The organism is Caballeronia sp. INML1, assembly GCF_023631085.1.
Taxonomy (GTDB): Bacteria; Pseudomonadota; Gammaproteobacteria; order Burkholderiales; family Burkholderiaceae; genus Caballeronia; species Caballeronia turbans.
Genome location: NZ_JALQDT010000033.1, coordinates 1 through 21,445, shown reverse-complemented (window position 1 = coordinate 21,445; position 21,445 = coordinate 1). Strand labels below are relative to the sequence as shown.

The 21,445-nt window shown below is 63.0% G+C and carries 23 protein-coding genes; 17 read left to right on the top strand and 6 right to left on the bottom strand.

Annotated elements, in window-relative coordinates:
- Nucleotides 1-86: 86 nt before the first annotated feature.
- Nucleotides 87-779, bottom strand: coding sequence for a FadR/GntR family transcriptional regulator (locus NCR38_RS11245; protein ID WP_061121320.1), 693 nt, complete (start codon nt 777-779; stop codon nt 87-89).
- Between the two features lie 228 nt (nt 780-1,007).
- Between NCR38_RS11245 and NCR38_RS11240 the strand changes: the two genes are divergently transcribed.
- Genes NCR38_RS11240 through NCR38_RS11230 form a run of 3 tightly spaced genes read left to right on the top strand, consistent with a single transcriptional unit; the run spans nt 1,008 to nt 3,875 of the window.
- Nucleotides 1,008-2,333 (top strand): C4-dicarboxylate transporter DctA, encoded by a 1,326-nt coding sequence (locus NCR38_RS11240; protein WP_250477077.1) that lies wholly within the window; start codon nt 1,008-1,010, stop codon nt 2,331-2,333.
- Nucleotides 2,334-2,358: 25 nt separating this feature from the next.
- A complete protein-coding gene (alc, locus tag NCR38_RS11235) occupies nt 2,359-3,369 on the top strand; it encodes an allantoicase (protein ID WP_250477076.1) in 1,011 nt (336 codons plus the stop codon).
- The gene (locus NCR38_RS11230; protein ID WP_061121317.1) at nt 3,366-3,875 is read left to right on the top strand and encodes an ureidoglycolate lyase; all 510 of its coding nucleotides are present in this window, start codon (nt 3,366-3,368) and stop codon (nt 3,873-3,875) included. Before alc ends, NCR38_RS11230 begins: the two co-directional genes overlap by 4 nt.
- Nucleotides 3,876-4,015: 140 nt before the next feature.
- Here the strand turns inward: NCR38_RS11230 and fur are convergent, their stop codons facing one another.
- Entirely contained in the window at nt 4,016-4,444 is a 429-nt protein-coding gene (fur, locus tag NCR38_RS11225) for a ferric iron uptake transcriptional regulator (RefSeq protein WP_035507641.1), read from the bottom strand.
- A gap of 175 nt (nt 4,445-4,619) precedes the next feature.
- Between fur and NCR38_RS11220 the strand changes: the two genes are divergently transcribed.
- The 9 genes from NCR38_RS11220 (at nt 4,620) to NCR38_RS11180 (ending at nt 13,792) form a co-directional block, all read left to right on the top strand.
- Nucleotides 4,620-5,420, top strand: coding sequence for an outer membrane protein assembly factor BamE (locus NCR38_RS11220; RefSeq protein ID WP_061121316.1), 801 nt, complete (start codon nt 4,620-4,622; stop codon nt 5,418-5,420).
- Between the two features lie 120 nt (nt 5,421-5,540).
- Entirely contained in the window at nt 5,541-6,338 is a 798-nt protein-coding gene (gene dapB / locus NCR38_RS11215) for a 4-hydroxy-tetrahydrodipicolinate reductase (RefSeq protein ID WP_061121315.1), read from the top strand.
- A 15-nt stretch (nt 6,339-6,353) separates the two neighbouring features.
- Nucleotides 6,354-7,019 carry a MotA/TolQ/ExbB proton channel family protein gene (locus NCR38_RS11210; protein WP_061121314.1) on the top strand — a complete coding sequence of 222 codons (666 nt, stop codon included), beginning with the start codon at nt 6,354-6,356 and terminating at the stop codon, nt 7,017-7,019.
- A 12-nt stretch (nt 7,020-7,031) separates the two neighbouring features.
- Entirely contained in the window at nt 7,032-7,472 is a 441-nt protein-coding gene (locus NCR38_RS11205; RefSeq protein WP_061121313.1) for a biopolymer transporter ExbD, read from the top strand.
- Between the two features lie 190 nt (nt 7,473-7,662).
- Nucleotides 7,663-10,257, top strand: coding sequence for a leucine--tRNA ligase (gene leuS, locus NCR38_RS11200; protein ID WP_250477075.1), 2,595 nt, complete (start codon nt 7,663-7,665; stop codon nt 10,255-10,257).
- Complete coding sequence (gene lptE / locus NCR38_RS11195) at nt 10,257-10,859, top strand: LPS assembly lipoprotein LptE (RefSeq protein ID WP_061121311.1); 603 nt, start codon at nt 10,257-10,259, stop codon at nt 10,857-10,859. The genes leuS and lptE overlap by 1 nt, the downstream gene beginning before the upstream one ends.
- Nucleotides 10,860-10,881: 22 nt before the next feature.
- A complete protein-coding gene (gene holA, locus NCR38_RS11190; protein ID WP_061121310.1) occupies nt 10,882-11,973 on the top strand; it encodes a DNA polymerase III subunit delta in 1,092 nt (363 codons plus the stop codon).
- A 108-nt stretch (nt 11,974-12,081) separates the two neighbouring features.
- Nucleotides 12,082-13,353, top strand: coding sequence for a glutamate-5-semialdehyde dehydrogenase (locus NCR38_RS11185; protein ID WP_061121309.1), 1,272 nt, complete (start codon nt 12,082-12,084; stop codon nt 13,351-13,353).
- Between the two features lie 22 nt (nt 13,354-13,375).
- Nucleotides 13,376-13,792, top strand: a complete 417-nt coding sequence (locus NCR38_RS11180; RefSeq protein WP_061121308.1) for a CopD family protein — start codon at nt 13,376-13,378, stop codon at nt 13,790-13,792.
- Here the strand turns inward: NCR38_RS11180 and NCR38_RS11175 are convergent.
- From NCR38_RS11175 to NCR38_RS11165, 4 genes are all read right to left on the bottom strand, one after another.
- The gene (locus tag NCR38_RS11175) at nt 13,779-14,132 is read right to left on the bottom strand and encodes a hypothetical protein (protein ID WP_061121307.1); all 354 of its coding nucleotides are present in this window, start codon (nt 14,130-14,132) and stop codon (nt 13,779-13,781) included. The two genes, NCR38_RS11180 and NCR38_RS11175, sit on opposite strands and share 14 nt — an antisense overlap.
- Nucleotides 14,123-14,455, bottom strand: coding sequence for a hypothetical protein (locus NCR38_RS34450; protein WP_061121306.1), 333 nt, complete (start codon nt 14,453-14,455; stop codon nt 14,123-14,125). Before NCR38_RS34450 ends, NCR38_RS11175 begins: the two co-directional genes overlap by 10 nt.
- A gap of 349 nt (nt 14,456-14,804) precedes the next feature.
- On the bottom strand, nt 14,805-14,930 hold the full coding sequence (locus tag NCR38_RS34140; protein ID WP_284503692.1) for a hypothetical protein: 126 nt from the start codon (nt 14,928-14,930) through the stop codon (nt 14,805-14,807).
- Between the two features lie 82 nt (nt 14,931-15,012).
- Nucleotides 15,013-15,852, bottom strand: a complete 840-nt coding sequence (locus NCR38_RS11165; RefSeq protein WP_061121305.1) for a MurR/RpiR family transcriptional regulator — start codon at nt 15,850-15,852, stop codon at nt 15,013-15,015.
- A 288-nt stretch (nt 15,853-16,140) separates the two neighbouring features.
- Between NCR38_RS11165 and edd the strand changes: the two genes are divergently transcribed.
- The 5 genes from edd to NCR38_RS11140 all read left to right on the top strand — a co-directional run bounded on the left by edd (nt 16,141) and on the right by NCR38_RS11140 (nt 21,347).
- Nucleotides 16,141-18,093, top strand: a complete 1,953-nt coding sequence (edd, locus tag NCR38_RS11160) for a phosphogluconate dehydratase (RefSeq protein WP_250477074.1) — start codon at nt 16,141-16,143, stop codon at nt 18,091-18,093.
- Between the two features lie 87 nt (nt 18,094-18,180).
- Complete coding sequence (gene eda / locus NCR38_RS11155; protein ID WP_061121303.1) at nt 18,181-18,813, top strand: bifunctional 4-hydroxy-2-oxoglutarate aldolase/2-dehydro-3-deoxy-phosphogluconate aldolase; 633 nt, start codon at nt 18,181-18,183, stop codon at nt 18,811-18,813.
- A 253-nt stretch (nt 18,814-19,066) separates the two neighbouring features.
- Complete coding sequence (locus NCR38_RS11150) at nt 19,067-19,363, top strand: DUF2827 family protein (protein ID WP_250477073.1); 297 nt, start codon at nt 19,067-19,069, stop codon at nt 19,361-19,363.
- A gap of 111 nt (nt 19,364-19,474) precedes the next feature.
- Nucleotides 19,475-20,839 carry a GntP family permease gene (locus NCR38_RS11145; protein ID WP_061121302.1) on the top strand — a complete coding sequence of 455 codons (1,365 nt, stop codon included), beginning with the start codon at nt 19,475-19,477 and terminating at the stop codon, nt 20,837-20,839.
- 10 nt (nt 20,840-20,849) lie between these two features.
- Nucleotides 20,850-21,347, top strand: a complete 498-nt coding sequence (locus NCR38_RS11140; RefSeq protein WP_061121301.1) for a gluconokinase — start codon at nt 20,850-20,852, stop codon at nt 21,345-21,347.
- Nucleotides 21,348-21,445 lie beyond the last annotated feature (98 nt).

Genomic DNA, 21,445 nt, shown 5'->3' with positions numbered 1-21,445 from the left:
TAATTGCAGGGCAGCGCAAGCGGATAGAAACCTCCATCACGCACGGCCCTTGCTGAGACTGCGAACACGTCGAGAAGTGCCGTGCTTTATCTGTTCGGCACCGGAAAATGCACGCCCGCGCGCTGCGCCGCATTGACGATGTGTCCTTCGATCGCGCGGCCGGCCTTCTCTCCGTCGCGTGCCTTCAACGCTTCGATGATTACCGCATGCTCGTGATACGTCGACAGTACCAGCTCACGCCGATAAAACGGCAGGCGCTGGCTCTCCTTCATGATGTCGGCGCTGCCGCGCAGGATCGATTCGATCGCAGCGTTCCCCGCGAGACTCACGATGCGCATGTGGAACGCGAAATCAAGTTGCGCGGCTTCCTCGAGCGCCGACTCCGTCAACGCGGCGTGCAGTGAATCGAGATTGTCGTCGAGCCAGTCGATGTCGGAATCGCCGATCGAATGCGCCGCGAGCCTCGCGACGAATCCCTCCAGCGCGAAGCGCATCTGATACGTGTCAGGCAGCGATGCCTGATCCGCGAAGCGCCACGGATGCGCGGTGCTCGCCTGCGCGCTGCTGACATACACACCCTTGCCCGGGCGGATGTGCAGCATGCCGAGTGCTTCGAGCGTCGAGAGCGCCTCGCGCAGCGACGCCCGGCTGATCGACAGTTCCTCCGACAGTTGCCGTTGCGCCGGCAACAGACTCCCGACCGGGTACACGCTGGATTCGATGCGCTCACGGATGGTCGCGATTGCGGCGTCGGTCACGGTATGCGGGACGTTTTTCATAGGAAGAAAACAGTATTGGCCGGTCTGACCGCCATTGTATGCGCGTGCCGTGCGGGCGTGTGAACGGTTGTTCCGCTCGCGGTTTCGTGCCTGGCCAGGAAAGGGTAAACCGCTATCAATGCTTCCTTGACGGGGCTATATCGGCTTTCTAATATTCCCCATCACGGCACTGGTCCGACCAGTCGGAACAGTTGCTCTGATCCCGAGACATTACACGAGGAGACGGTCGTGTCGAGATTTTTGAATTCGCTGTTCGGCAGGGTGATGATCGCGCTGGTCATCGGCATCGTGGTGGGCGCGTTGTTTCCGCAGTTCGGCCAGTCGTTGCGTCCGTTGGGCGACGGCTTTCTCAAGCTCATCAAGATGGTGATCGGGCCGATCGTGTTTTGCGTCGTCGTGAGCGGCATGGCGAGCGCGGGTGATCTGAAGAAGGTCGGGCGCGTCGGGCTGAAGGCGGTCATCTACTTCGAGATCATGACGACGCTCGCGCTCGTGATCGGTGCGATTCTCGCGTGGGTGACGCGCCCGGGCGTCGGCATGAATATCGACCTTCACACGCTCAACGCCGCGTCGCTCTCCACCTACACGGAGCACGCGAAGAGCCTGAAGGACACCGCGGGCTTCCTGCTCAAGATCATTCCCGACACCGCGGTCGATGCGTTCGCCAAAGGCGACATCCTGCAAGTGCTCGTGTTCGCGATCCTGTTCGGCGCGGCGCTCTCGATGCTCGGCGAGAAGGCGCAGCGCGTGACGGTGTTCATCGACGAGTTGTCGAACGTGTTCTTCCGCATCATGGCGTTCATCATCAAGTTCGCGCCGCTCGGCGTGCTCGGCGCGATCGCGTTCACGACCGGTCAGTACGGCGTCGCCTCGCTCAAGCAACTGGGTCTGCTCGTGATCGTGTTTTACGCGAGCTGCTTCCTGTTCGTGTTCGTCGTGCTGGGGGTGGTGATGCGTCTCGCGGGTTTCTCGATCTTCAAGCTCGTGCGCTATCTGCGTGAAGAACTGTCGATCGTGCTCGGCACTGCTTCCTCCGATGCCGTGCTGCCGCAGATCATGCGCAAGCTCGAATGGATGGGCGTGAAGGATTCGACCGTCGGTCTCGTGATCCCGACCGGCTACTCGTTCAACCTCGATGGCTTCTCGATCTATCTCACGCTCGCGGTGATCTTCATCGCCCAGGCGACCAACACGCCGTTGTCCCTGCATGACCTGATCGTCGTCGTGCTCGTGTCGCTCGTGACGTCGAAGGGCGCGCACGGCATTCCCGGCTCGGCCATCGTGATCCTCGCCGCGACGCTCTCCGCCATTCCCGCGATTCCCGTGCTCGGCCTCGTGCTGATTCTGCCGGTCGACTGGTTCGTCGGCATAGCACGGGCGTTGACGAACCTGATCGGCAATTGCGTGGCGACGGTGGTCGTCGCCGTGTGGGAGAAGGACATCGACCGGGCGCGCGCGAAACGCGTGCTCGACCAGGATGCCGAATACCGCTTCGTGCCCGCCGCGCCGGAACCTGCGCACGGTCACGGACATGAAAACGCACACGCATTGTGACTCACCGCAACTGAAGGAAACTGAAATGGCCAACCCGATTCTCGACGCAGACGCTCCCGCTTTCGCCCGCCGCTACATGAATCTCGCGGACCCGCGGCTCGGTGCGCAGGCGCTCTTCGCCACCGACGAATTCTTCGCGCCGAAGGAGCGCATGCTGGAGCCGCAGCCGGCGGTGTTCATCCCCGGCAAGTACGACGAGCACGGCAAGTGGATGGACGGCTGGGAGACCCGCCGCAAGCGCACGACGGGCTACGACTACTGCATCGTCAAGCTCGCGCGCGCGGGCGTGATTCACGGCATCGATATCGACACGAGCCATTTCACCGGCAATTTCCCGCCTGCGGCGTCGATCGAAGCGTGCTACAGCGAAAACGGAAATCCGCAGGAAAACGGCGACTGGCGCGAGATCGTTCCGTCGACGACGCTGCAGGGTAATCGTCATCACTATCTGGAGATCGGCGACACGCGCGCCTACACGCATCTGCGCGTGAACATCTATCCCGATGGCGGCATCGCGCGGTTGCGCGTGTACGGGCAGCCGAAGGCGGATTTCTCGCGCGTCGAACGCGGGACGCTGCTCGATCTCGCGGCGATCGAAAACGGCGCGTATCTCGTCGCGGCGAACAATCAGCACTTCGGTCCCGCGTCGCAAATGCTGATGCCGGGACGCGGCGCGAACATGGGCGATGGCTGGGAAACGCGCCGGCGCCGTGAGCCGGGCAACGACTGGGCGATCGTCGCGTTGGCGAATCCCGGCGTGATTCGCGCGATCGAAGTCGATACCGCGCACTTCAAGGGCAACTATCCGGACCGCTGTTCGCTGCAGGCGGCGCGCGTGGAAGGCGGCACGGACGAATCGCTCGTCACGCAGGCGATGTTCTGGCCCGTGCTGCTCGACGAACAAAAGCTGTCGATGGACAGCGTGCATCGCTTCGAAAAAGAGATCGCCGCGCTCGGTCCCGTGACGCACGTGCGCTTCAACATCTGTCCGGACGGCGGCGTGTCGCGTCTGCGAATCTTCGGTGAAATCGAATGAAGACGCTGACCCTGGAGCCTCTCACGCGCGAGGCCTTCGCCCCGTTCGGCGATGTGATCGAACTCGAAGGCGCGCGCCATTTTCCGATCAACGCGGGCACGACCGAGCGCTTTCACGACCTCGCGAACGTGGAGGTCGGCTTCGAGAGCGGCGGACGGCCGCTCATCAACGTGTTTCGCGGCCAGCCGCGCGCGCAGCCGGTCGTGATCTCGATGATGGAGCGGCATCCGCTCGGCAGCCAGGCGTTCGTGCCGCTCGCGGACGTGCGCTATCTCGTGGTCGTCGCGCCCGCCGGCGAGTTCGATCCCGACCGGATGCGCGCGTTCCATGTGCGCGGCTCGCAAGGCGTGAACTACGCGCGCGGCGTCTGGCATCACCCGCTGATCGTGCTCGACAAGGTGGCGGATTTCATCGTCGTGGATCGGGGCGGCGATCTTCCGAATTGCGACGAGATCGAATTGCCGGAGCGATACACGCTGATCGAACGCGAAGCGCGCGCGGCTTGAGGCGGTCGTTTCGAACGCAAACGCAAATGCGAATCGATCAGACGCAAAACCACGAAACGTACAGGCGAAACGAAACCGCCGCCCATCGAGCCGATGGGCGGCGGTTTTTTCATCTACGCGCCGCTGGCCGGCGCGTCACCTCAATGCTTGCGATGGGGGCAGTTTTCCTTCGTGCACGCGCCGTACAGCGCGAGCGCATGCTCGTGGAGCTTGAAGCCGCGATCCTTCGCGATCGATTGCTGACGGCGTTCGATCTCCGCATCGAAGAACTCTTCCACGCGACCGCAGTCGATGCACACGAGGTGATCGTGGTGCGATCCCTCGTTCAGCTCGAAGACGGCCTTGCCCGATTCGAAATTGCTCCGCGACAACAGGCCGGCTTGCTCGAACTGCGTGAGCACGCGATAAACCGTTGCGAGACCGATATCGAGCTCTTCGTTGAGCAGGCTTCGATACACGTCTTCGGCGGTCAGATGGCGCACCGGACTATGTTGAAAAATTTCGAGAATCTTGAGGCGGGGCAGGGTCGCCTTGAGCCCGATATTTTTGAGATCGGCGGGATTGGTCATGGCTAGGCATCCCTAGAGTACAATTCAAGGTTCTCATAGTAATGCGTTTTTCCGATTCCCGACATCCCGAGCGGACGCAAGGCGAATTGGACGAAAAGAGCGCGACCTCGGAGCGCCTCGCGTGAAAGGTGAAATGTTTTCCAAATTTTTATCGACTTGCAGGGAGAGCCGTCGCATGCGGGGAACCGTGATCGCAGCAACCTTGGCCGCATTGCTCGCCGGCTGCTCGGCGTACGACAGCGTCACGCAGAAGATCGCGCAAAGCATCACACCGTATCGGATCACGGTCGTGCAAGGCAATTTCGTTTCGCAGGAAGCAGCGAATCAGATGCAGGTCGGCATGTCGCGTGATCAGGTGAAGCAGCTCCTGGGCACGCCGCTTCTGACCGACATGTTCCACGCCGATCGCTGGGACTATGTGTTCTATTTCAAACGCGGGTCCGCGTCCATCGTGCAGCAGCGGGACTTCGTCGTGAACTTCGCGAGCGATCGCGTCGTGAGCTGGTCGGGCGGCGAGAACCTGCCTTCCAACCTCGAACTGCTCGCGGAAATCGACGGCGACAAGGGCGTCAAGGTCGCGAAGCCGGTCGCGACGGCAGCGGCGTCGGCGCCGGTGGCGTCGACGGCAGCGGTGACCGCGCCGTCCGGCGAGCCGTCCACGCAGCCGAATACCGCAGCCGCATTCGCGGGCGACGCCAATCAGCAGGCCGCACAGGCCGCCAACCGCGCCACGGCGCAGGTCGACACGCCGACGGGCCGCACGCAGTCGTCGGTGCGCGTGAACGTGCCGCAGACGGCAGGCGGCGCGCCCGGTTCGAGCGGCCAGAGCGGCAGCAACTCGCAGATTCAATTGCAACGCCGGCCGCAGACGATCAACATTCCGGACAGCAGCGCGGTAGGCCCGGCGGGCTCGTCGCCGACGCCGGCCAACGCGGGCAGCCAGGCGCAGTTCTATCTGCCGCAGCAAAGCCAGTAAGCAGTTCAGCCATTCGGAGCCGAAGCCGCGCCACGCGTTTCGACGCGGCGCCGCTTCAGCCGCATCGCCAATCCGCATCATCCATCGCGCGTCTTGCGCGCGGTTCAACACGAGACTGCCATGAAGATCGCCATCGCCGGCGCATCGGGCCGCATGGGCCGGATGCTGATCGAAACCGTTCTCAACGATCCGGACGCGCAACTCGTCGGCGCGCTCGACCGGCCCGGCGTGCCGCAGCTCGGGCAGGACGCGGGCGCATTCCTCGGCAAAACCACGGGCGTTCTACTGACCGATGACATCGAGCGCGTGTTCGCCGACGCTGACTACCTGATCGACTTCACGCGCCCCGAAGGCACGATGGCGCACCTTGAAGCCGCGCTGCGCCACAGCGTGAAGATGATCGTCGGCACGACGGGTTTCTCGGACGAGCGGAAGGCGCGGCTCAAGCAGGCGGGCGAGAAGATCGGCGTCGTGTTCGCGCCGAACATGAGTGTGGGCGTGAACGTCACGCTGAAGCTGCTCGAATTCGCCGCGAAGCATTTCGCGCAGGGTTACGACATCGAAGTCATCGAGGCGCATCACCGGCACAAGGTCGACGCGCCGTCGGGCACCGCGCTCGCGATGGGCGAGGTGATCGCCCACGCGCTCGGCCGCGATCTGAAGGACTGTGCCGTGTACGCGCGCGAAGGCGTGACGGGCGAGCGCGATCCGTCGACCATCGGCTTTTCCGCGATTCGCGGCGGCGATATCGTCGGCGATCACACGGTGCTCTTCGCGGGCATCGGCGAGCGCGTCGAGATCACACACAAGTCGGCGAGCCGTCTGTCCTATGCGCAAGGCGCGCTGCGCGCCGCGCACTTTCTGCAAGGGCACGAAAAGGGCTTCTTCGACATGCAGGACGTTCTCGGCCTGCGCTGATTCATCTTCGTGACAATGGCGGCAACGGGCGTTATCCACTATCTGCAATCCGGCGATGCCGTGACGCACGCGGTCGCGGGCTTGCTGCTCGCGATGTCGCTCGCGAGCTGGTGCTTCCTGCTCGTGAAGGCGTGGATTCTCGCGCGTGCCAAATGGCAGGGGCCGCGTGCGCTGCAACACTTCTGGCAGGCACCGAGTCTGAAAGACGGGATCGGCGCATTGCAGCGCGTCGATCGCGAGCGCGTGTTTCTGCCGCTCGCCGAAGCAGCGTGGCGTGCATCCGAAGCTGAAATGCCGGGCGCGCTGCTCGCCCGCGTGGAGCGCAGTGAACGCGTCCTGCGCGCGCTGCGTCATGCGTTGCTCCGCTCCCAACGCCGACTCGAATTCGGCCAGGTTCTGCTCGCATCGGTGGGCAGCACGGCACCGTTCGTCGGCCTGCTCGGCACCGTGTGGGGCATTTATCACGCGCTGGTCAGCATCGCGTCGAGCGGGCAGGCGATGATCGAAAACGTCGCCGGGCCGGTCGGCGAAGCGCTCATCATGACGGCGTTCGGGCTGGTCGTCGCGATTCCCGCCGTGCTCGCGTACAACGTGCTCGGCCGCTACGTGCGGCAGATTTCCGAGGAGCTCGACGGCTTCGCGCACGATCTGCACGCCTTCGTCTGCGGTCCGACCGAATAGGAGCGCGCGGCGATGGCCTTCGGCGGACTCGACAAGAAATCCAACGGCGCGCCCATGTCGGACATCAACATGACGCCGCTCATCGACGTCATGCTCGTCTTGCTGGTCATCTTCATCATCACGGCGCCGCTTTTCACGCACGCGATCCGGCTGGATCTGCCGAAAGTCGCGTCGCAGCCCGCGCGCGAGACGCCGCAAACCATCACGCTTTCCATCGACGACGCCGGCAAGCTCTTCTGGAACGACACGCCGGTCAGTTTCGAGCAGATGCGCGCGCGGTTCGCCGATGCAGGCAAGGCGGCGCAGAAACCCGAACTGCATTTGCGGGCCTCGAGTGCGACGCGCTACGACGTCATCGCGCAGGTGATGGGCGCGGCGCAGCAGGCGGGGCTGGAACGCATCGGCTTCGTCACGCAGCCGGGGCGGCCGCAGGCACCGGCGCCCGCGAGATAAGCGCGCGAGTTGCCGCGCATCGAACGGTATAATCGCCATTTCCCCGTTCGGCGGGCCTTGCAGAAGCCAGCAGGCCCGAATTCCGACGCCGCGCCGTGTCAGCGATGCCGCAGCGCCTGGACTCGTCGCTCATATCGGTAGCGGCTGGTTCAAAGTCCGTTCCCAGCATTTGCCGAAAGCCAACCACACCATGCACGATAAATACGTACCCGCCGACGTCGAATCCGCCGCGCAGAGCAACTGGCGCGCGAACGACGTCTACCGGACGACCGAGACGTCGGCCAAGCCCAAGTTCTATTGCGTCTCGATGCTGCCGTATCCGTCGGGCAAGCTGCACATGGGGCACGTGCGCAACTACACCATCAACGACGTGATGTACCGTTATCTGCGCATGAACGGTCACAACACATTAATGCCGATGGGCTGGGACGCGTTCGGCATGCCCGCCGAGAACGCGGCGATGGCGAACAACGTGCCGCCGGCGAAGTGGACGTACGAGAACATCGCGTACATGAAGAAGCAAATGCAGTCGATGGGCCTCGCCATCGACTGGTCGCGCGAAGTCGCCACGTGCTCGCCGGATTACTACAAGTGGAATCAGTGGCTGTTCCTGAAGATGCTGGAAAAGGGCATCGCGTACAAGAAGACCGGCACGGTGAACTGGGATCCGGTCGATCAGACCGTGCTCGCGAACGAGCAGGTCATCGACGGGCGCGGCTGGCGCTCGGGCGCGCTCGTCGAAAAGCGCGAAATCCCGATGTACTACCTGCGCATCACCGATTACGCGGATCAACTGCTCGACGATCTCGACGGCCTCGGCTGGCCCGAGCGCGTCAAGATCATGCAGCAGAACTGGATCGGCAAGAGCTTCGGCGTGAATTTCGGCTTCCCGTATGAAATCGACGGCGAAGCGAAGCTGCTGCGCGTCTTCACCACGCGCGCCGACACCATCATGGGCGTCACCTTCGCGGCAGTCGCGGCGGAGCACCCGCTCGCCACGCGCCTCGCGCGCGACAATGCGGACTTGCAGGCGTTCATCGACGAATGCAAGCGCGGCGGCGTCGCGGAAGCCGATGTCGCCACGATGGAAAAGAAGGGCGTGCCCACTGGCTTCTTCGTCACGCATCCGTTGACGGGCGCGCAGGTCGAAGTGTGGATCGGCAATTACGTGCTGATGTCCTACGGCGAAGGCGCGGTGATGGGTGTGCCCGCGCATGATGAACGCGATTTCGCGTTTGCGAAGAAGTACGGCCTGCCCATCAATCAGGTGATCGAAGTCGCTGGCAAGACCTATTCGACCGACGCATGGCAAGAGTGGTACGGCGACAAGACCGCGGGCCGTCTCATCAACAGCGGCAAGTACGACGGCATGACGACCGAGGAAGCGATCGACGCGATCGCCGCCGACCTCAAGGCGAAGGACCTCGGCGACAAGCAGATCACCTGGCGTCTGCGCGACTGGGGCATCTCGCGCCAGCGCTACTGGGGCACGCCGATTCCGATCATCCACTGTCCGAGCTGCGGCGACGTGCCGGTGCCGGAAAAAGATCTGCCCGTCGTGCTGCCGGAAGACCTCGTGCCGGACGGCTCGGGCAATCCGCTCGCGAAGTCGGAAGCCTTCCTGAACTGCACGTGCCCGAAGTGCGGCGCGGCGGCGAAGCGTGAAACCGACACGATGGACACCTTCGTCGATTCGTCCTGGTACTTCTCGCGCTACAGCGCGCCGGACGCTCAGACGATGGTCGACGAGCGCACCGACTACTGGATGCCGATGGACCAGTACATCGGCGGCATCGAGCACGCGATTCTTCACCTGCTGTATTCGCGTTTCTGGACGAAGGTCATGCGCGACATGGGCCTCATCAAGTTCGGCGAGCCCGCGAAGAACCTGCTCACGCAGGGCATGGTGCTGAACGAGACGTTCTATCGCGAAGACGCGGCCGGCAAGAAGACCTGGTACAACCCGCTCGAAGTCACCGTCGAACACGATGACAAGGGCCGTCCGACCGGCGCGACGCTGAACGCTGACGGTCAGCCGGTCGTGCTCGGCGGCGTCGAGAAGATGTCGAAGTCGAAGAACAACGGCGTCGATCCGCAGACGCTGATCGATCAGTACGGCGCGGACACCGCGCGCCTCTTCGTGATGTTCGCGGCGCCGCCGGAGCAGTCGCTCGAATGGTCGGGCGCGGGCGTGGAAGGCGCGAGCCGCTTCCTGCGCCGCGTGTGGCATTTCGCTCACGACAACGCCGAGGCGCTGCGCCAGCACGCGAAGCTCGACGCATCGACGCTCCGCGACGCGGACAAAACGCTGCGCCGTGAAATCTACACCGTGCTCAAGCAGGCCGATTTCGACTACGGCCGCCTGCAGTACAACACGGTGGTTTCCGCGGCGATGAAAATGCTCAACGCGGTCGAAGGCGCGAAGAACGCGGGCGTCGGCGTGCTGAACGAAACCTTCGGCGTGCTCTTGCGCGTGCTGTATCCGGTCGTGCCGCACGTCACGTTCCAGTTGTGGTCGGAGCTCGGCTACGAGAAGGAATTCGGCCCGCTGCTCGATGCGCCCTGGCCGAAGGTCGACGAAGCCGCGCTCGAGCAATCCGAAATCGAGCTCGTGCTGCAAGTGAACGGCAAGGTGCGCGGCGCGTTGACGGTCGCGAAGGATGCATCGCGTGAAGCCATCGAAAAGGCCGCGATCGCGCACGAAATGTTCGCGAAGTTCTCGGAAGGCCGCGCGCCGAAGAAGGTGATCGTGGTGCCGGGGCGTCTCGTCAACGTGGTCGTCTGATGCGCAAAACCAAGGGAGTCGATGTGACCCGGAAAGCCGTCGAGAAAGGCGTAAGCAGGCGTTCGTTCCTCGTGCTCGTGGGCGGCGCGGCCGCGCTGTCCGCATGCGGCTTCCAACTGCGCGGCCAGCAGGACTATGCGTTCAAGCGGCTCGCGATCACAGGCGGCACGCCGCAGATGGTCGCGCGCCTCGAGCGCATGGTTCAGGGTGGCAGCGACACGGTGATCGTCAAGCCTTACGAGAAGCCCGACGCGACGCTCAATTTGTCCGAGGGTCAGGGGTTGCGCACGCTGAGCTTGAATGCGCAGGGTGTTGTGCAGGAATACGAGCTTGTCTACAACGTGAACTATTCGCTGATGGGCGCGGATGGCACGCTGCTGATTCCGCCGAGCGCAATCATATTGAATCGTTCGATGACCTATAGCGATCAATACACGCTTGCGAAAAGCCAGGAATCCACGCTGCTTTACAACGACATGCGCAACGACGCCGTGGACCAGTTGACCCGTCGTCTCGCGACAGTGCGTTCGCTGCATCCGGCGCCGGGCGAGCAGACACCGGGCGTCGCGCCGCGCGCGCCGCTGCCGGTGCCGCCGCTCTGAAACGCGGACGCTCGCCAGCATCATGCAACTGAAGCTCGACGCGCTCGAAGCGCACCTCGCGAAAGGCCTGAAGGGGCTGTACGTCGTGTACGGCGACGAGCATCTGCTCGCCCAGGAAGCGTGCGACCGCATCCGGGCCACCGCGCGCGCGGGCGGCTTCACCGACCGCACGGTATTCACTGTCGAGCGCGGTTTCGACTGGAGCGCGCTCATCGGCGCAACCCAGTCGATGTCGCTCTTCGGCGACCGTCAACTGATCGAACTGCGCATTCCGACCGGCAAGCCCGGCAAGGAAGGCGCGGAAGCGCTGAAGGCGATCGCCGGCGCCGATAATCCCGACGTCGTGACGCTCGTTACGCTGCCGCGCCTCGACAGCGCGACGCAGAAGTCGGGCTGGTTCACAGCGTTGCTCGGCGCGGGCGTCGCGCTGAAGATCGATCCGGTCGAACGCGCGCAATTGCCGATGTGGGTCGGCCAGCGGCTCGCGCAGCAAGGGCAGCGCGTCGCACCCGGCGAGGAAGGGCGGCGCGCGCTGTCGTTCATCGCGGAACGGGTGGAAGGCAATCTGCTCGCCGCGCATCAGGAAATCCAGAAGCTCGGGCTGCTCTATCCCGAGGGCGTGCTCACGTTCGAGCAGATCCACGACGCTGTGCTGAACGTCGCGCGCTACGACGTGTTCAAGCTCAACGAAGCGATGCTGACGGGCGATGTCGGCCGTCTCGCGCGCATGCTCGACGGACTGAAGGGCGAAGGCGAAGCCGCCGTGCTCGTGCTCTGGGCGCTCGTCGAGGAAGTGCGCACGCTGTTGCGCATCAAGCGCGGCGTCGCGGCGGGCAAGCCGCTCGCCACGCTCATGCGCGAGAACCGCGTCTGGGGGCCGCGCGAAAGGCTCATCGGCCCGGCGCTCTCGCGCGTGACGGACGACGCGCTGGAAAAGGCGCTGTCGCTCGCGGCGCGGCTGGATCGGCAGGTGAAAGGGCTTTCCGGAGGCACGGGAGCGCGCGGCAGCGAGCCACCGCCAGATCCGTGGGCCGGCATGTTCGAACTCGCGATGGCGGTCGCGCACGGCGGCACGCCGGCGCAGGCTACGCCAGCGCCACGACCGCGCCGCTAGGACGCATCGGTCACACGCTGTTGCAATTTGTGCAACGGCTTAGAATGAAGGCACTGACGCTTCGGCCTTGGAAGCGCTCGAGAAAGCGGATCACGGAAGAGACCCACGATGAACATCGATCAATACATGACCGACCTCGGCCGCCGCGCCCGCACGGCGTCGCGCGCAATGGCGCGGGCGTCGACGGCGGCGAAAAATGCGGCGCTCAACGCCGTGGCGGACGCCATCGAACGCGAGCGCGATGCGCTCAAGGAAGCGAACGCGCGCGACCTCGTGCGGGCGCGGGAGAAGGGCTACGATGCGGCGTTCATCGACCGCCTGACGCTTTCCGACAAGGCGATCAACACGATGGTCGAAGGCTTGCGCCAGGTCGCCGCGCTGGCCGATCCGATCGGCGAAATCAGCGGGCTGAAGTTTCGTCCGAGCGGCATCCAGGTCGGCCAGATGCGCGTGCCGCTCGGCGTGATCGGCATCATCTACGAGTCGCGGCCGAACGTCACGATCGACGCCGCCGCGCTGTGCCTCAAGTCCGGCAACGCCACCATTTTGCGCGGCGGCTCCGAGGCGCTCGAATGCAACACGGCGCTCGCGAAGCTGATTGGCGTCGGGCTGGAAGCAGCGGGCTTGCCGCAGGACGCGGTGCAGGTCGTCGAAACGGCGGATCGCGCGGCGGTCGGCAAGCTCATCACGATGACCGAATTCGTCGACGTGATCGTGCCGCGCGGCGGCAAGAGCCTGATTGCGCGGTTGATGGAAGAATCGCGCGTGCCGATGATCAAGCACCTCGACGGCATCTGCCATGTGTATGTGGACGATCGCGCGGATCTCGACAAGGCGGCAGTCATTTGCGACAACGCGAAGACACATCGTTACGGCACCTGCAACACGATGGAAACGCTGCTCGTCGCGCGCGGCATCGCTCAGCAGGCCTTGCCGCAACTCGCGCGCGCGTATCAGGCGAAAGAAGTCGAACTGCGCGTGGACGGGCAAGCGCGCGCCGTGCTCGAAGCGGCGAAGATGGGCGGCCTCGTCGATGCGACCGACGAAGACTGGAGCACGGAATATCTCGCGCCGGTGCTGGCGATCAAGATCGTCGACGGGCTCGATGAAGCCATCGACCACATCAACACCTACGGCTCGCATCACACCGACGCGATCGTCACCGAAGATCACGACCGCGCGATGCGTTTCCTGCGCGAAGTGGATTCGGCGAGCGTGATGGTGAACGCGTCCACACGCTTCGCCGATGGCTTCGAATTCGGCCTCGGCGCGGAAATCGGCATTTCGAACGACAAGCTGCATGCGCGCGGTCCTGTCGGGCTCGAAGGGCTGACATCGCTCAAGTACGTGGTGCTCGGCCGCGGCGAAGTCCGTCAATAAGCAGGCTCGAACAAGAAGAACGATGCTCTGGATCAAATCGCTGCATATCGTGCTGGTCGCTTCGTGGTTCGCGGGGCTTTTCTATCTGCCGCGCATTTTCGTGAACCTCGCGATGGAAACGGATCCCGCCGCGAGCGCGCGTCTGTTGCTGATGGCGCGCAAGCTGTTTCGGTTCATGACGTTCATCGCGGTGCCGGCGCTCGCGTGCGGGCTGTGGCTGTGGCTCGTCGTCGGGATCGGCGCGGGACAGGGCTGGCTGCACGCGAAGCTGACGATCGTCGTTCTGCTCATCGCCTATCACGCGTATTGCGGGCGCCTGCTGCACACGTTTCAACGCGGCGAAAACAGGCGCTCGGACAAGTGGTATCGAATGTTCAACGAACTGCCGGTGCTTGGGCTGCTCGGCGCGACCTTGCTCGTGGTGATCAAGCCGTTCTGACGGACGCGTGCCCGGCTTTTTGCTTGTTCACCAGATCGAGCACCATTTCGCCGAAGACTTCCGGACGCCCTTCGAAGAATCGCTGCACCACGTTCTTTTCGAGCATGTAGCTGCGCAGCGATTCTCGTTCTTCGTGATTGTTCGCGAGCCTGACCGCCGCTTCGACGTATTCCTCGGCCGTATCCGCGACCATCCAGCCGGGCATATAGGCGCGCATGAACATGGCGCCGTCGATCCGCTCGAACACCTCCCGACCGGTCTTGCAGATGCCCGGCAACCCGACCGTGAACGCATCCACGATACCGTTCGTATTGCCGAAGGGGAACGGGCTCAGGAGCATGTGACGAGCGTGAGGGAGCGTGGGCGTCCAGCGCGTCGTTGAGCGGTCAGCTCCGGGTTTGGATCGGTCACTACCGTGCTCGCGAGCGTCCTGCGCACGAGTTTGTTGATGCTTCGTTTGATCGCGTGCCGATGCTCCATTTCGGCATGGGTGCAATGCATGTACAACGCGAACAATTGACTTGTTTCGATGTCGGGGAGATCGCTCTGATCGCCAAGCGCCTTGTCGAGCCAGTCGGGGAGCGCTTCGCGATTGCGATGCGCGTCGGCACTGCCGGAAGATATTTCACCGGCGTTCGCAATGGCAAGATTCAGCGCGGGCACGGCATCCGCGCGAATGCACGCAAAATAATCCAGCGGCAGGCGCGATTCCGCGTTGCATGGAATCCTGAGCCGTCTTGTCGAATCCGAACCGGCAATTGAACCGTTCCATCTTCTGCAATGACGGGAAGGAACCGGCGGGCGACATAATCGGCGTTCTTCTGAACCGCGGCGCCGAGCAAATGCTGGATTAGCGAACGGGAGCCCGCCAGTTGCGAGAACCGCTCATCGGTGAGAGTGAACCTGGTGTGCCCGACGAGCGCAATGATGGCTGTCGCCGTGCGACTCGCGAAACTGTCGAGCGACCGGTTTATGCCGGGACGTGGACATGCATCCGAAGGCGCCATTAAAGTCAGCAGGTCGACGAATGGTCTTTCGGTGAGCAACGCGTGGAGTTCGGAAGCGGCGCAATGGCTTCATCCGGCTTCTCGCCGTAGACGCAGGATTCGAAATGCTCGACGGAAAAGGAACTGCTCATGGGTGCTCCGGTGAGGGAGTGAGTGATAAACAGCGTAGGCGAACGTTCGCCGCTCTTTGGAGGGCGACGCAGCCTTCGCTGCCTACGTGCCCACCCGCCGCCCTTCGAGCACGTCCTTCGCTTGAGCAAGCTTGTCCGCAAGCGCTGGCCCGCGAGCCAGCGCGAGTCCGACCGCAAGGATGTCGCCGATCGCGAGATGTGACACGCGCGATGTCATTGGCGAAAAAATGTCGGTGTCTTCGTTGACGTTCGCGAACAATCCGACCGTGGCCATGCGCGCGAGCGGCGAATGGCCATGCGTGATCGCAATGACCTTGGCGCCGCCGTTTAACGCCGATTTGCACGCGTCGAGAATGTCTCTCGTGCGCCCGGTGTTGGAAATCGCGACGACGACATCGCCCGCGCCGAGCAGCGCTGCGGAAGTGGTGTACGTATGCGGGTCGGAGTATGCGACAGACGGTACGCCTAATCGAAAAAATTTGTGCTGCATATCGAGCGCGGCAATGCCCGATCCTCCCGCGCCGTAGAACTCGATACGACGCGCTGCGGCGAGAATCGCGATGGCCGCCGCGACGCTGTCTGAAGACAGCGTATTGCGCACGCCGATCAGCGCGCCGATGGTCCGGTCGAGCACCTTGGCGGCGACGCCCGCGGGCGGTTCGTCCGTGCGCACGTCGCGATAAACCGTGGGAACGTCCGCTGCTACGCTTTGTGCGAGGCGGATCTTGAACTCCCGGAAGCCCGAAAAGCCGAGCGCCTGGCAAAACCGTGCGATGGTCGGCTGGCTGACACCGGCGCGCTTCGCGAAGTCGGTCATCGACAGATCGAGCACCTCGCGCGGCGCTTCGAGCACGTAGTCGGCCAACTTGCGCTCGGATGGCCGCAGTTGCTCGCGCTTTGCTTCGACTTGGGACAGCAACATCGGAAATCTCGCCTATGCTGAAAATTGCTTGGGACTATAGCCGATTAGGAGCTTGTACAAATACTACATAAATGCGGAGTCGAATGTCGGGGAAATCCCTGAGGCATTGAACGGGAAGGCGCTTGGCTCGTTTGCAGACGAAAGTCTGAGCTATTTTGTCATTGTCTTGATGTAGTTTTTCTACTAGTATTTTGAAACGCGGCTACACGACAAGTCCAAACGCCGCTCCCGCAATGATCAATCCAACCTCAACGGCGGGCGCGCCGGGAGTGAGACGAAGGAGCTTCGATGGTTTCCCTGCATTCGCAACTCAAAAAAGTCACCGATCGCATCATCGAGCGCAGCAAGCCGACGCGCGCGGCGTACCTTGCGCGCATCGACGCCGCACACGGCCTGTTCCCGGCGCGTGGCGCGCTGTCCTGCGCGAACCTGGCGCACGGTTTCGCCGGCCTCGAAGGTGAGGAGAAGATTGCGATCAAGTCAATTCGCCAGCCGAACATCGGCATCGTCTCGTCTTATAACGAGATGCTTTCCGCGCACGCGCCCTACAAGAGCTTCCCGGACATCATCAAGCAGGCCGCGCGCGAGCACGGCGGCATTGCGCAATTCGCGGGCGGCGTGCCCGCCATGTGTGACGGCATTACGCAAGGCAACGCCGGCATGGAACTGTCGCTCTTTTCGCGGGAAGTCATCGCGATGAGCACGGCCGTCGCGCTCACGCACAACATGTTCGACGCGGCACTGTGCCTCGGCGTCTGCGACAAGATCGTGCCGGGACTTGCAATCGGCGCCTTGCAGTTCGGTCATTTGCCGACCATTTTCGTGCCCGCCGGCCCGATGACGAGCGGTCTCACCAACGACGATAAGGCCAAGGTGCGGCAGGAATTCGCCACTGGCAAATGCGACCGCGCCGCGTTGCTGGAAGCGGAGTCGGCGGCGTATCACGGCCACGGCACCTGCACGTTCTATGGCACGGCCAACAGCAACCAGATGCTAATGGAAGTGATGGGCTTGCATCTGCCGAGCGCGGCGTTCGTGCATCCGCACACGCCTCTGCGCGACGCGCTCACGGCGGAAGCCGCGCGTCGCGTGCTCGATATCACGCTCGAGCGGGGCAATTACACGCCGATCGGCCATGTCGTCGACGAAAAGGCAATCGTGAACGGCATCGTCGCGCTGCTGGCAACGGGCGGCTCGACCAATCACACGCTGCATCTCGTGGCGATCGCGCGGGCGGCGGGCATCGTGATCGACTGGAACGATTTCGACGAGTTGTCGCAAGTAGTGCCGCTGCTCGCGAAGATCTATCCGAACGGCAAGGCCGACGTGAATCACTTCCACGCGGCGGGCGGCGTCGCGTTCCTCGTACGCAATCTGCTCGAAGGCGGACTGCTGCATGAGGACGTGCAGACGGTCGCGGGCAAGGGACTTTCGCACTATACGAAGGAGCCGAAGCTCATCGACGGCAAGCTGCATTGGGTCGACGGCGCGCAGGAAAGTCACGACACCAAGGTGCTGCGCGGCATCGGCGAGCCGTTCCAGCCGGACGGCGGTCTGCGCCTGATGCAGGGCAAGCTCGGGCGCGGCGTCATCAAGATTTCGGCGGTCGCGCCGGAGCATCGTGTCGTGAAGGCGCCGGCCATCGTGTTCAATTCGCAAGAGGAAGTGCAGGAAGCGTTCGACAAAGGCGAGTTGAAGCGCGATTTCGTCGCCGTGGTGCGCTTTCAGGGGGCGCGGGCGAACGGCATGCCCGAGTTGCATCGTTTGACGCCGTTGCTCGGCGTGTTGCAGGATCAAGGCTTCCATGTCGCGCTGGTTACGGACGGGCGCATGTCGGGCGCATCGGGCAAGGTGCCGGCGGTCATTCACGTCTCACCGGAAGCGCTGCTGCAGGGTCCGCTCGGCAAGGTGCGCACCGGCGACACGCTCGTGATCGACGCGCCTGCTGGCGTGCTGGACATCGAGATCGACGCGAACGAGTGGGCCTCGCGGGAAGTCCAGGCGCCGCTGTATCAGGCGGATAACGAAGCAGGATTCGGACGCGAACTGTTCGGCGTATTCCGTAGCGCGGCGTTGCCGGCGGAAGAGGGCGCATCCGTGTTCGGCGCGCTGATTGGCGCGGACGCCGCGCATGACGGGCAGGCGAAAGACGCGGTGTCGTCGCATGAGAGAAATGCGCTTCACGACAACGCGCGCGCCGCGGCATCGGCGCTGAACAAGGCGCACGCGACGCATCATTGAACATCGTAACGACGGGCGAACGGCCCGAACTTCCCGAGAACTTGCGGTCGGCAAGATGGCGCCGCACATAAACCAGGAGTTGCATCAATGAAAACGGTGAGCGAAATCGTGCGTCTGGGACCGGTGATTCCGGTGCTTGCGTTCGATTCTGTGGAACAAGGTGAACATGTGTCGCGCGCGCTGCACGCGGGCGGTGTGAAAGTGCTCGAGATCACGTTGCGTACGGCGGCGGGCATCGGCGCGATCGAGCGCGCCAGCCAATTGGCGGACGATATCGTCGTCGGGGTCGGCACCATCACGAAGCCCGAGCATTGCGCGCAAGCGAAAAAGGCGGGCGCGCAATTCGGCGTGTCGCCGGGTCTCACGAAAGACATGCACAAGGCCGCGCAGGACGCAGGGTTGCCGCTGCTGCCGGGTGTCATGACGCCGAGCGACATCATCGCCGCGATGGAGCTGGGCTACGAGATCGTCAAGTTTTTCCCGGCGCAACAGGCGGGCGGCATTCCAATGCTGCAGGCGTTCTATGGACCGTTCCCAAATCTGAAGTTCTGTCCGACGGGCGGCATCACGGCTGAAACGGCGTCCAATTTTCTGGCGCAGCCGAATGTGGTGTGCGTTGGCGGTTCCTGGCTGACGCCGAAGGCTGCGCTTGCCGCGCAGAATTGGGAAGAAGTCACGCGTCTCGCACGTGCCGCGAGCGAGCTGGCGCCGCATAAATAAGCTTTGCATCAAAGGGAACGTCGCGACCGTGTGAACGGTCGTGCGCGCTTTTTTTTGTTTGTGCGTTCCGTGCGCGACCTTACTCCACATCCCCTGCTTGTACGGCGGCTTGCGCATGCCTGGATCGAAGCGATTACCGCGGCCGCGCGCAGCGCGTCATCGGCGCAGTGAATCTGTTCAATCAGGCAAACCTGGATGCTTTCGCAAACCGGTCGATCAATCTTTGCCAGGAAAGCAAGCACGAGGTCGGCGTATGAACAAACAAAGCAAATCCCGCATGCCGGAGCGCATCACCGTCGGCGTTTGGATCCACATCCGGCACTGGGAGCAATCGCTCTGCGAAAACGGCATTTTCCAGAGTTGTCTATATCTCGTTACGGTGCTGATGCGCTCGCCGCGCGTGAAGTCGCCCTACGTGGTGACGGGCGGCTCAATCGAACGTCGCTTTTTTGCGTTTGAATTAGCCTGCGCTTCGAGCGTGCAAAACGTGCGGCTTATTCACGTTTCCCTCAACAGCAATTCCCCGGCCAAACCCGTCGCTTACAAGTAAAATTCCGGTGCCCAGCGCCCTGTGTGCGCTTGCCGGACATTGCCCCTGTGTGCAGTGCAGCGACGGCAAACGCATACATAGCGCAAACCTCAACAAAATCAAGGAGGCGTTATGCCAGCCGTCCACGGGAGCATGTTGCTGCTCTACGCGGTGATCGCAATCGCGGTTCTGATCCTGATGATCGCCCGCTACAAGGTTTACCCGTTCCTCGTTCTCATGATCGTGTCGGTATTGCTGGCCCTTGCGGTCGGCATGCCGATGGACAAAATCGTGAAGTCGTTCGAAACCGGCAACGGCAACACGCTCGGCCACATTGCCGTCGTCGTCGGTCTTGGCACGATGCTCGGCAAGATGATGGCCGAATCGGGCGGCGCCGAGCGCATCGCCAATACGCTGATCAATCTGTTCGGCGAAAAGAACATCCACTGGGCGATGATGGTCGTTGCGATCATCGTCGGCTTGCCGGTGTTCTTCGAAGTGGGCTTCGTGCTGCTGATTCCGATCGCGTTCAACGTCGCGAGACGCACTGGCAAATCGCTGCTGCTGATCGGCCTGCCCATGGTCGCGGGCCTCTCGGTCGTGCACGGTCTGATTCCGCCGCACCCGGCTGCGCTGCTTGCTGTGCAGGCCTATCACGCGGATATCGGCAAGACGATAGCTTACGGACTGCTCGTCGGCGTACCGACGGCGATCGTCGCGGGTCCGTTGTTCGCGCTAATGATCCACAAGTACATCAAGCTGCCGGATGCCAACGCGCTCGCCGACCAGTTCACTCAAAAGCATGGTGACACCGAGAAAAACCGCGATCTGCCGAGCTTCGGCATCACGCTGTTCACCATCTTGCTGCCGGTCATTCTGATGCTGATCGGAAGCTGGGCAGATCTGGTCTTCGCGCCGAAGACGTTGCCGAACGATTTGCTGCGCTTTATCGGCCAGTCGGATATGGCGCTTCTGATCGCCGTGCTGGTCAGCTTTTGGACCTTCGGCGCCAAGCAGGGCTTCAACCGCGACCAGATTCAGAAGTTCTGCGGCGAATGTCTTGCGCCGATCGCGGGCATTACGCTGATCGTCGGCGCCGGTGGCGGTTTCGGCCAGGTTCTGCGCGACAGCGGCATCTCCCAGCAAATCGTCGCGACGGCATCGCAGGCAAGCCTGTCGCCGCTCTTGCTCGGCTGGTTCGTCGCTGCGCTGATTCGTCTTGCGACAGGCTCGGCAACGGTCGCGATGACGACTGCGTGCGGCATCGTCGCGCCGATCGCGGCCGCGGCGGGTGGGCATACGAGCCCCGAATTGCTGGTGCTCGCCACCGGCTCGGGCTCGCTGATCTTCTCGCATGTGAACGATGGCGGCTTCTGGCTGATCAAAGAGTATTTCGGGATGACGGTCGGACAAACGTTCAAGACCTGGTCGCTGCTCGAAACCATCATTTCCTTGATGGGACTCGGTTTGACCTTCGCGCTTGCGACGGTCGTGTAAGGAGACTTCGATGATTCTGATCGCGATGGGCGTGTCGGGCGCCGGCAAGTCACTGATCGGCGAAATGCTGGCGGAGCGGCTGCACTGCACCTTCACCGACGGCGACGCGTTCCACAGCGCCGCGAACAAGGAGAAGATGCACAAAGGCATTCCTCTGACCGACGAGGACCGCTGGCCGTGGCTGAAGACCATTCGTGCCGCGATCGAGGAAAAGCAGCGCGCCGGCGAGACGGCGGTCTTTACGTGCTCGTCGCTGAAACGCTCGTATCGCGACATCCTGCGCGACGGCGACCGCGACGTGTGCTTCGTCTATCTGCACGGCACGATGGAAGTGCTTCGCGAGCGTCTGGGCTCGCGCACTGGACACTTCTTCGATCCGTCGCTGTTGCAGAGCCAGCTGGACACGCTGGAAGAACCCGGCGAAGAGGAGGCGATCACGGAAAGCATCGAGCTGACGCCCGAGCAGATCGTCGATAACGTGCTTGAAAAATTGAAGACGCGTAAATGACAAAAAAAGCCCCGGAAGTTTTGAACTGACCCCGCAAAGTTGGACAGGTTTGGGCTAAGGCCGTGAGGGCTGAGTTCTGTACATTACAGGACTCAGCC

Bases quoted from the DNA above. Each gene is read 5' to 3' on its own strand.
- NCR38_RS11165 (WP_061121305.1), bottom strand. From the start codon at position 15,852: ATGTTGCTGTCCCAAGTCGAAGCAAAGCGCGAGCAACTGCGGCCATCC.
- NCR38_RS11220 (WP_061121316.1), top strand. From the start codon at position 4,620: ATGCGGGGAACCGTGATCGCAGCAACCTTGGCCGCATTGCTCGCCGGC.
- NCR38_RS11145 (WP_061121302.1), top strand. From the start codon at position 19,475: ATGCCAGCCGTCCACGGGAGCATGTTGCTGCTCTACGCGGTGATCGCA.
- holA (WP_061121310.1), top strand. From the start codon at position 10,882: ATGCAACTGAAGCTCGACGCGCTCGAAGCGCACCTCGCGAAAGGCCTG.
- NCR38_RS11230 (WP_061121317.1), top strand. From the start codon at position 3,366: ATGAAGACGCTGACCCTGGAGCCTCTCACGCGCGAGGCCTTCGCCCCG.
- NCR38_RS11175 (WP_061121307.1), bottom strand. From the start codon at position 14,132: ATGCTCCTGAGCCCGTTCCCCTTCGGCAATACGAACGGTATCGTGGAT.
- NCR38_RS11140 (WP_061121301.1), top strand. From the start codon at position 20,850: ATGATTCTGATCGCGATGGGCGTGTCGGGCGCCGGCAAGTCACTGATC.
- alc (WP_250477076.1), top strand. From the start codon at position 2,359: ATGGCCAACCCGATTCTCGACGCAGACGCTCCCGCTTTCGCCCGCCGC.
- lptE (WP_061121311.1), top strand. From the start codon at position 10,257: ATGCGCAAAACCAAGGGAGTCGATGTGACCCGGAAAGCCGTCGAGAAA.
- leuS (WP_250477075.1), top strand. From the start codon at position 7,663: ATGCACGATAAATACGTACCCGCCGACGTCGAATCCGCCGCGCAGAGC.
- NCR38_RS11180 (WP_061121308.1), top strand. From the start codon at position 13,376: ATGCTCTGGATCAAATCGCTGCATATCGTGCTGGTCGCTTCGTGGTTC.
- dapB (WP_061121315.1), top strand. From the start codon at position 5,541: ATGAAGATCGCCATCGCCGGCGCATCGGGCCGCATGGGCCGGATGCTG.
- NCR38_RS11210 (WP_061121314.1), top strand. From the start codon at position 6,354: ATGGCGGCAACGGGCGTTATCCACTATCTGCAATCCGGCGATGCCGTG.
- NCR38_RS11150 (WP_250477073.1), top strand. From the start codon at position 19,067: ATGAACAAACAAAGCAAATCCCGCATGCCGGAGCGCATCACCGTCGGC.
- NCR38_RS11205 (WP_061121313.1), top strand. From the start codon at position 7,032: ATGGCCTTCGGCGGACTCGACAAGAAATCCAACGGCGCGCCCATGTCG.
- NCR38_RS11185 (WP_061121309.1), top strand. From the start codon at position 12,082: ATGAACATCGATCAATACATGACCGACCTCGGCCGCCGCGCCCGCACG.
- NCR38_RS11245 (WP_061121320.1), bottom strand. From the start codon at position 779: ATGAAAAACGTCCCGCATACCGTGACCGACGCCGCAATCGCGACCATC.
- eda (WP_061121303.1), top strand. From the start codon at position 18,181: ATGAAAACGGTGAGCGAAATCGTGCGTCTGGGACCGGTGATTCCGGTG.
- NCR38_RS34140 (WP_284503692.1), bottom strand. From the start codon at position 14,930: ATGAGCAGTTCCTTTTCCGTCGAGCATTTCGAATCCTGCGTCTACGGC.
- fur (WP_035507641.1), bottom strand. From the start codon at position 4,444: ATGACCAATCCCGCCGATCTCAAAAATATCGGGCTCAAGGCGACCCTG.
- edd (WP_250477074.1), top strand. From the start codon at position 16,141: ATGGTTTCCCTGCATTCGCAACTCAAAAAAGTCACCGATCGCATCATC.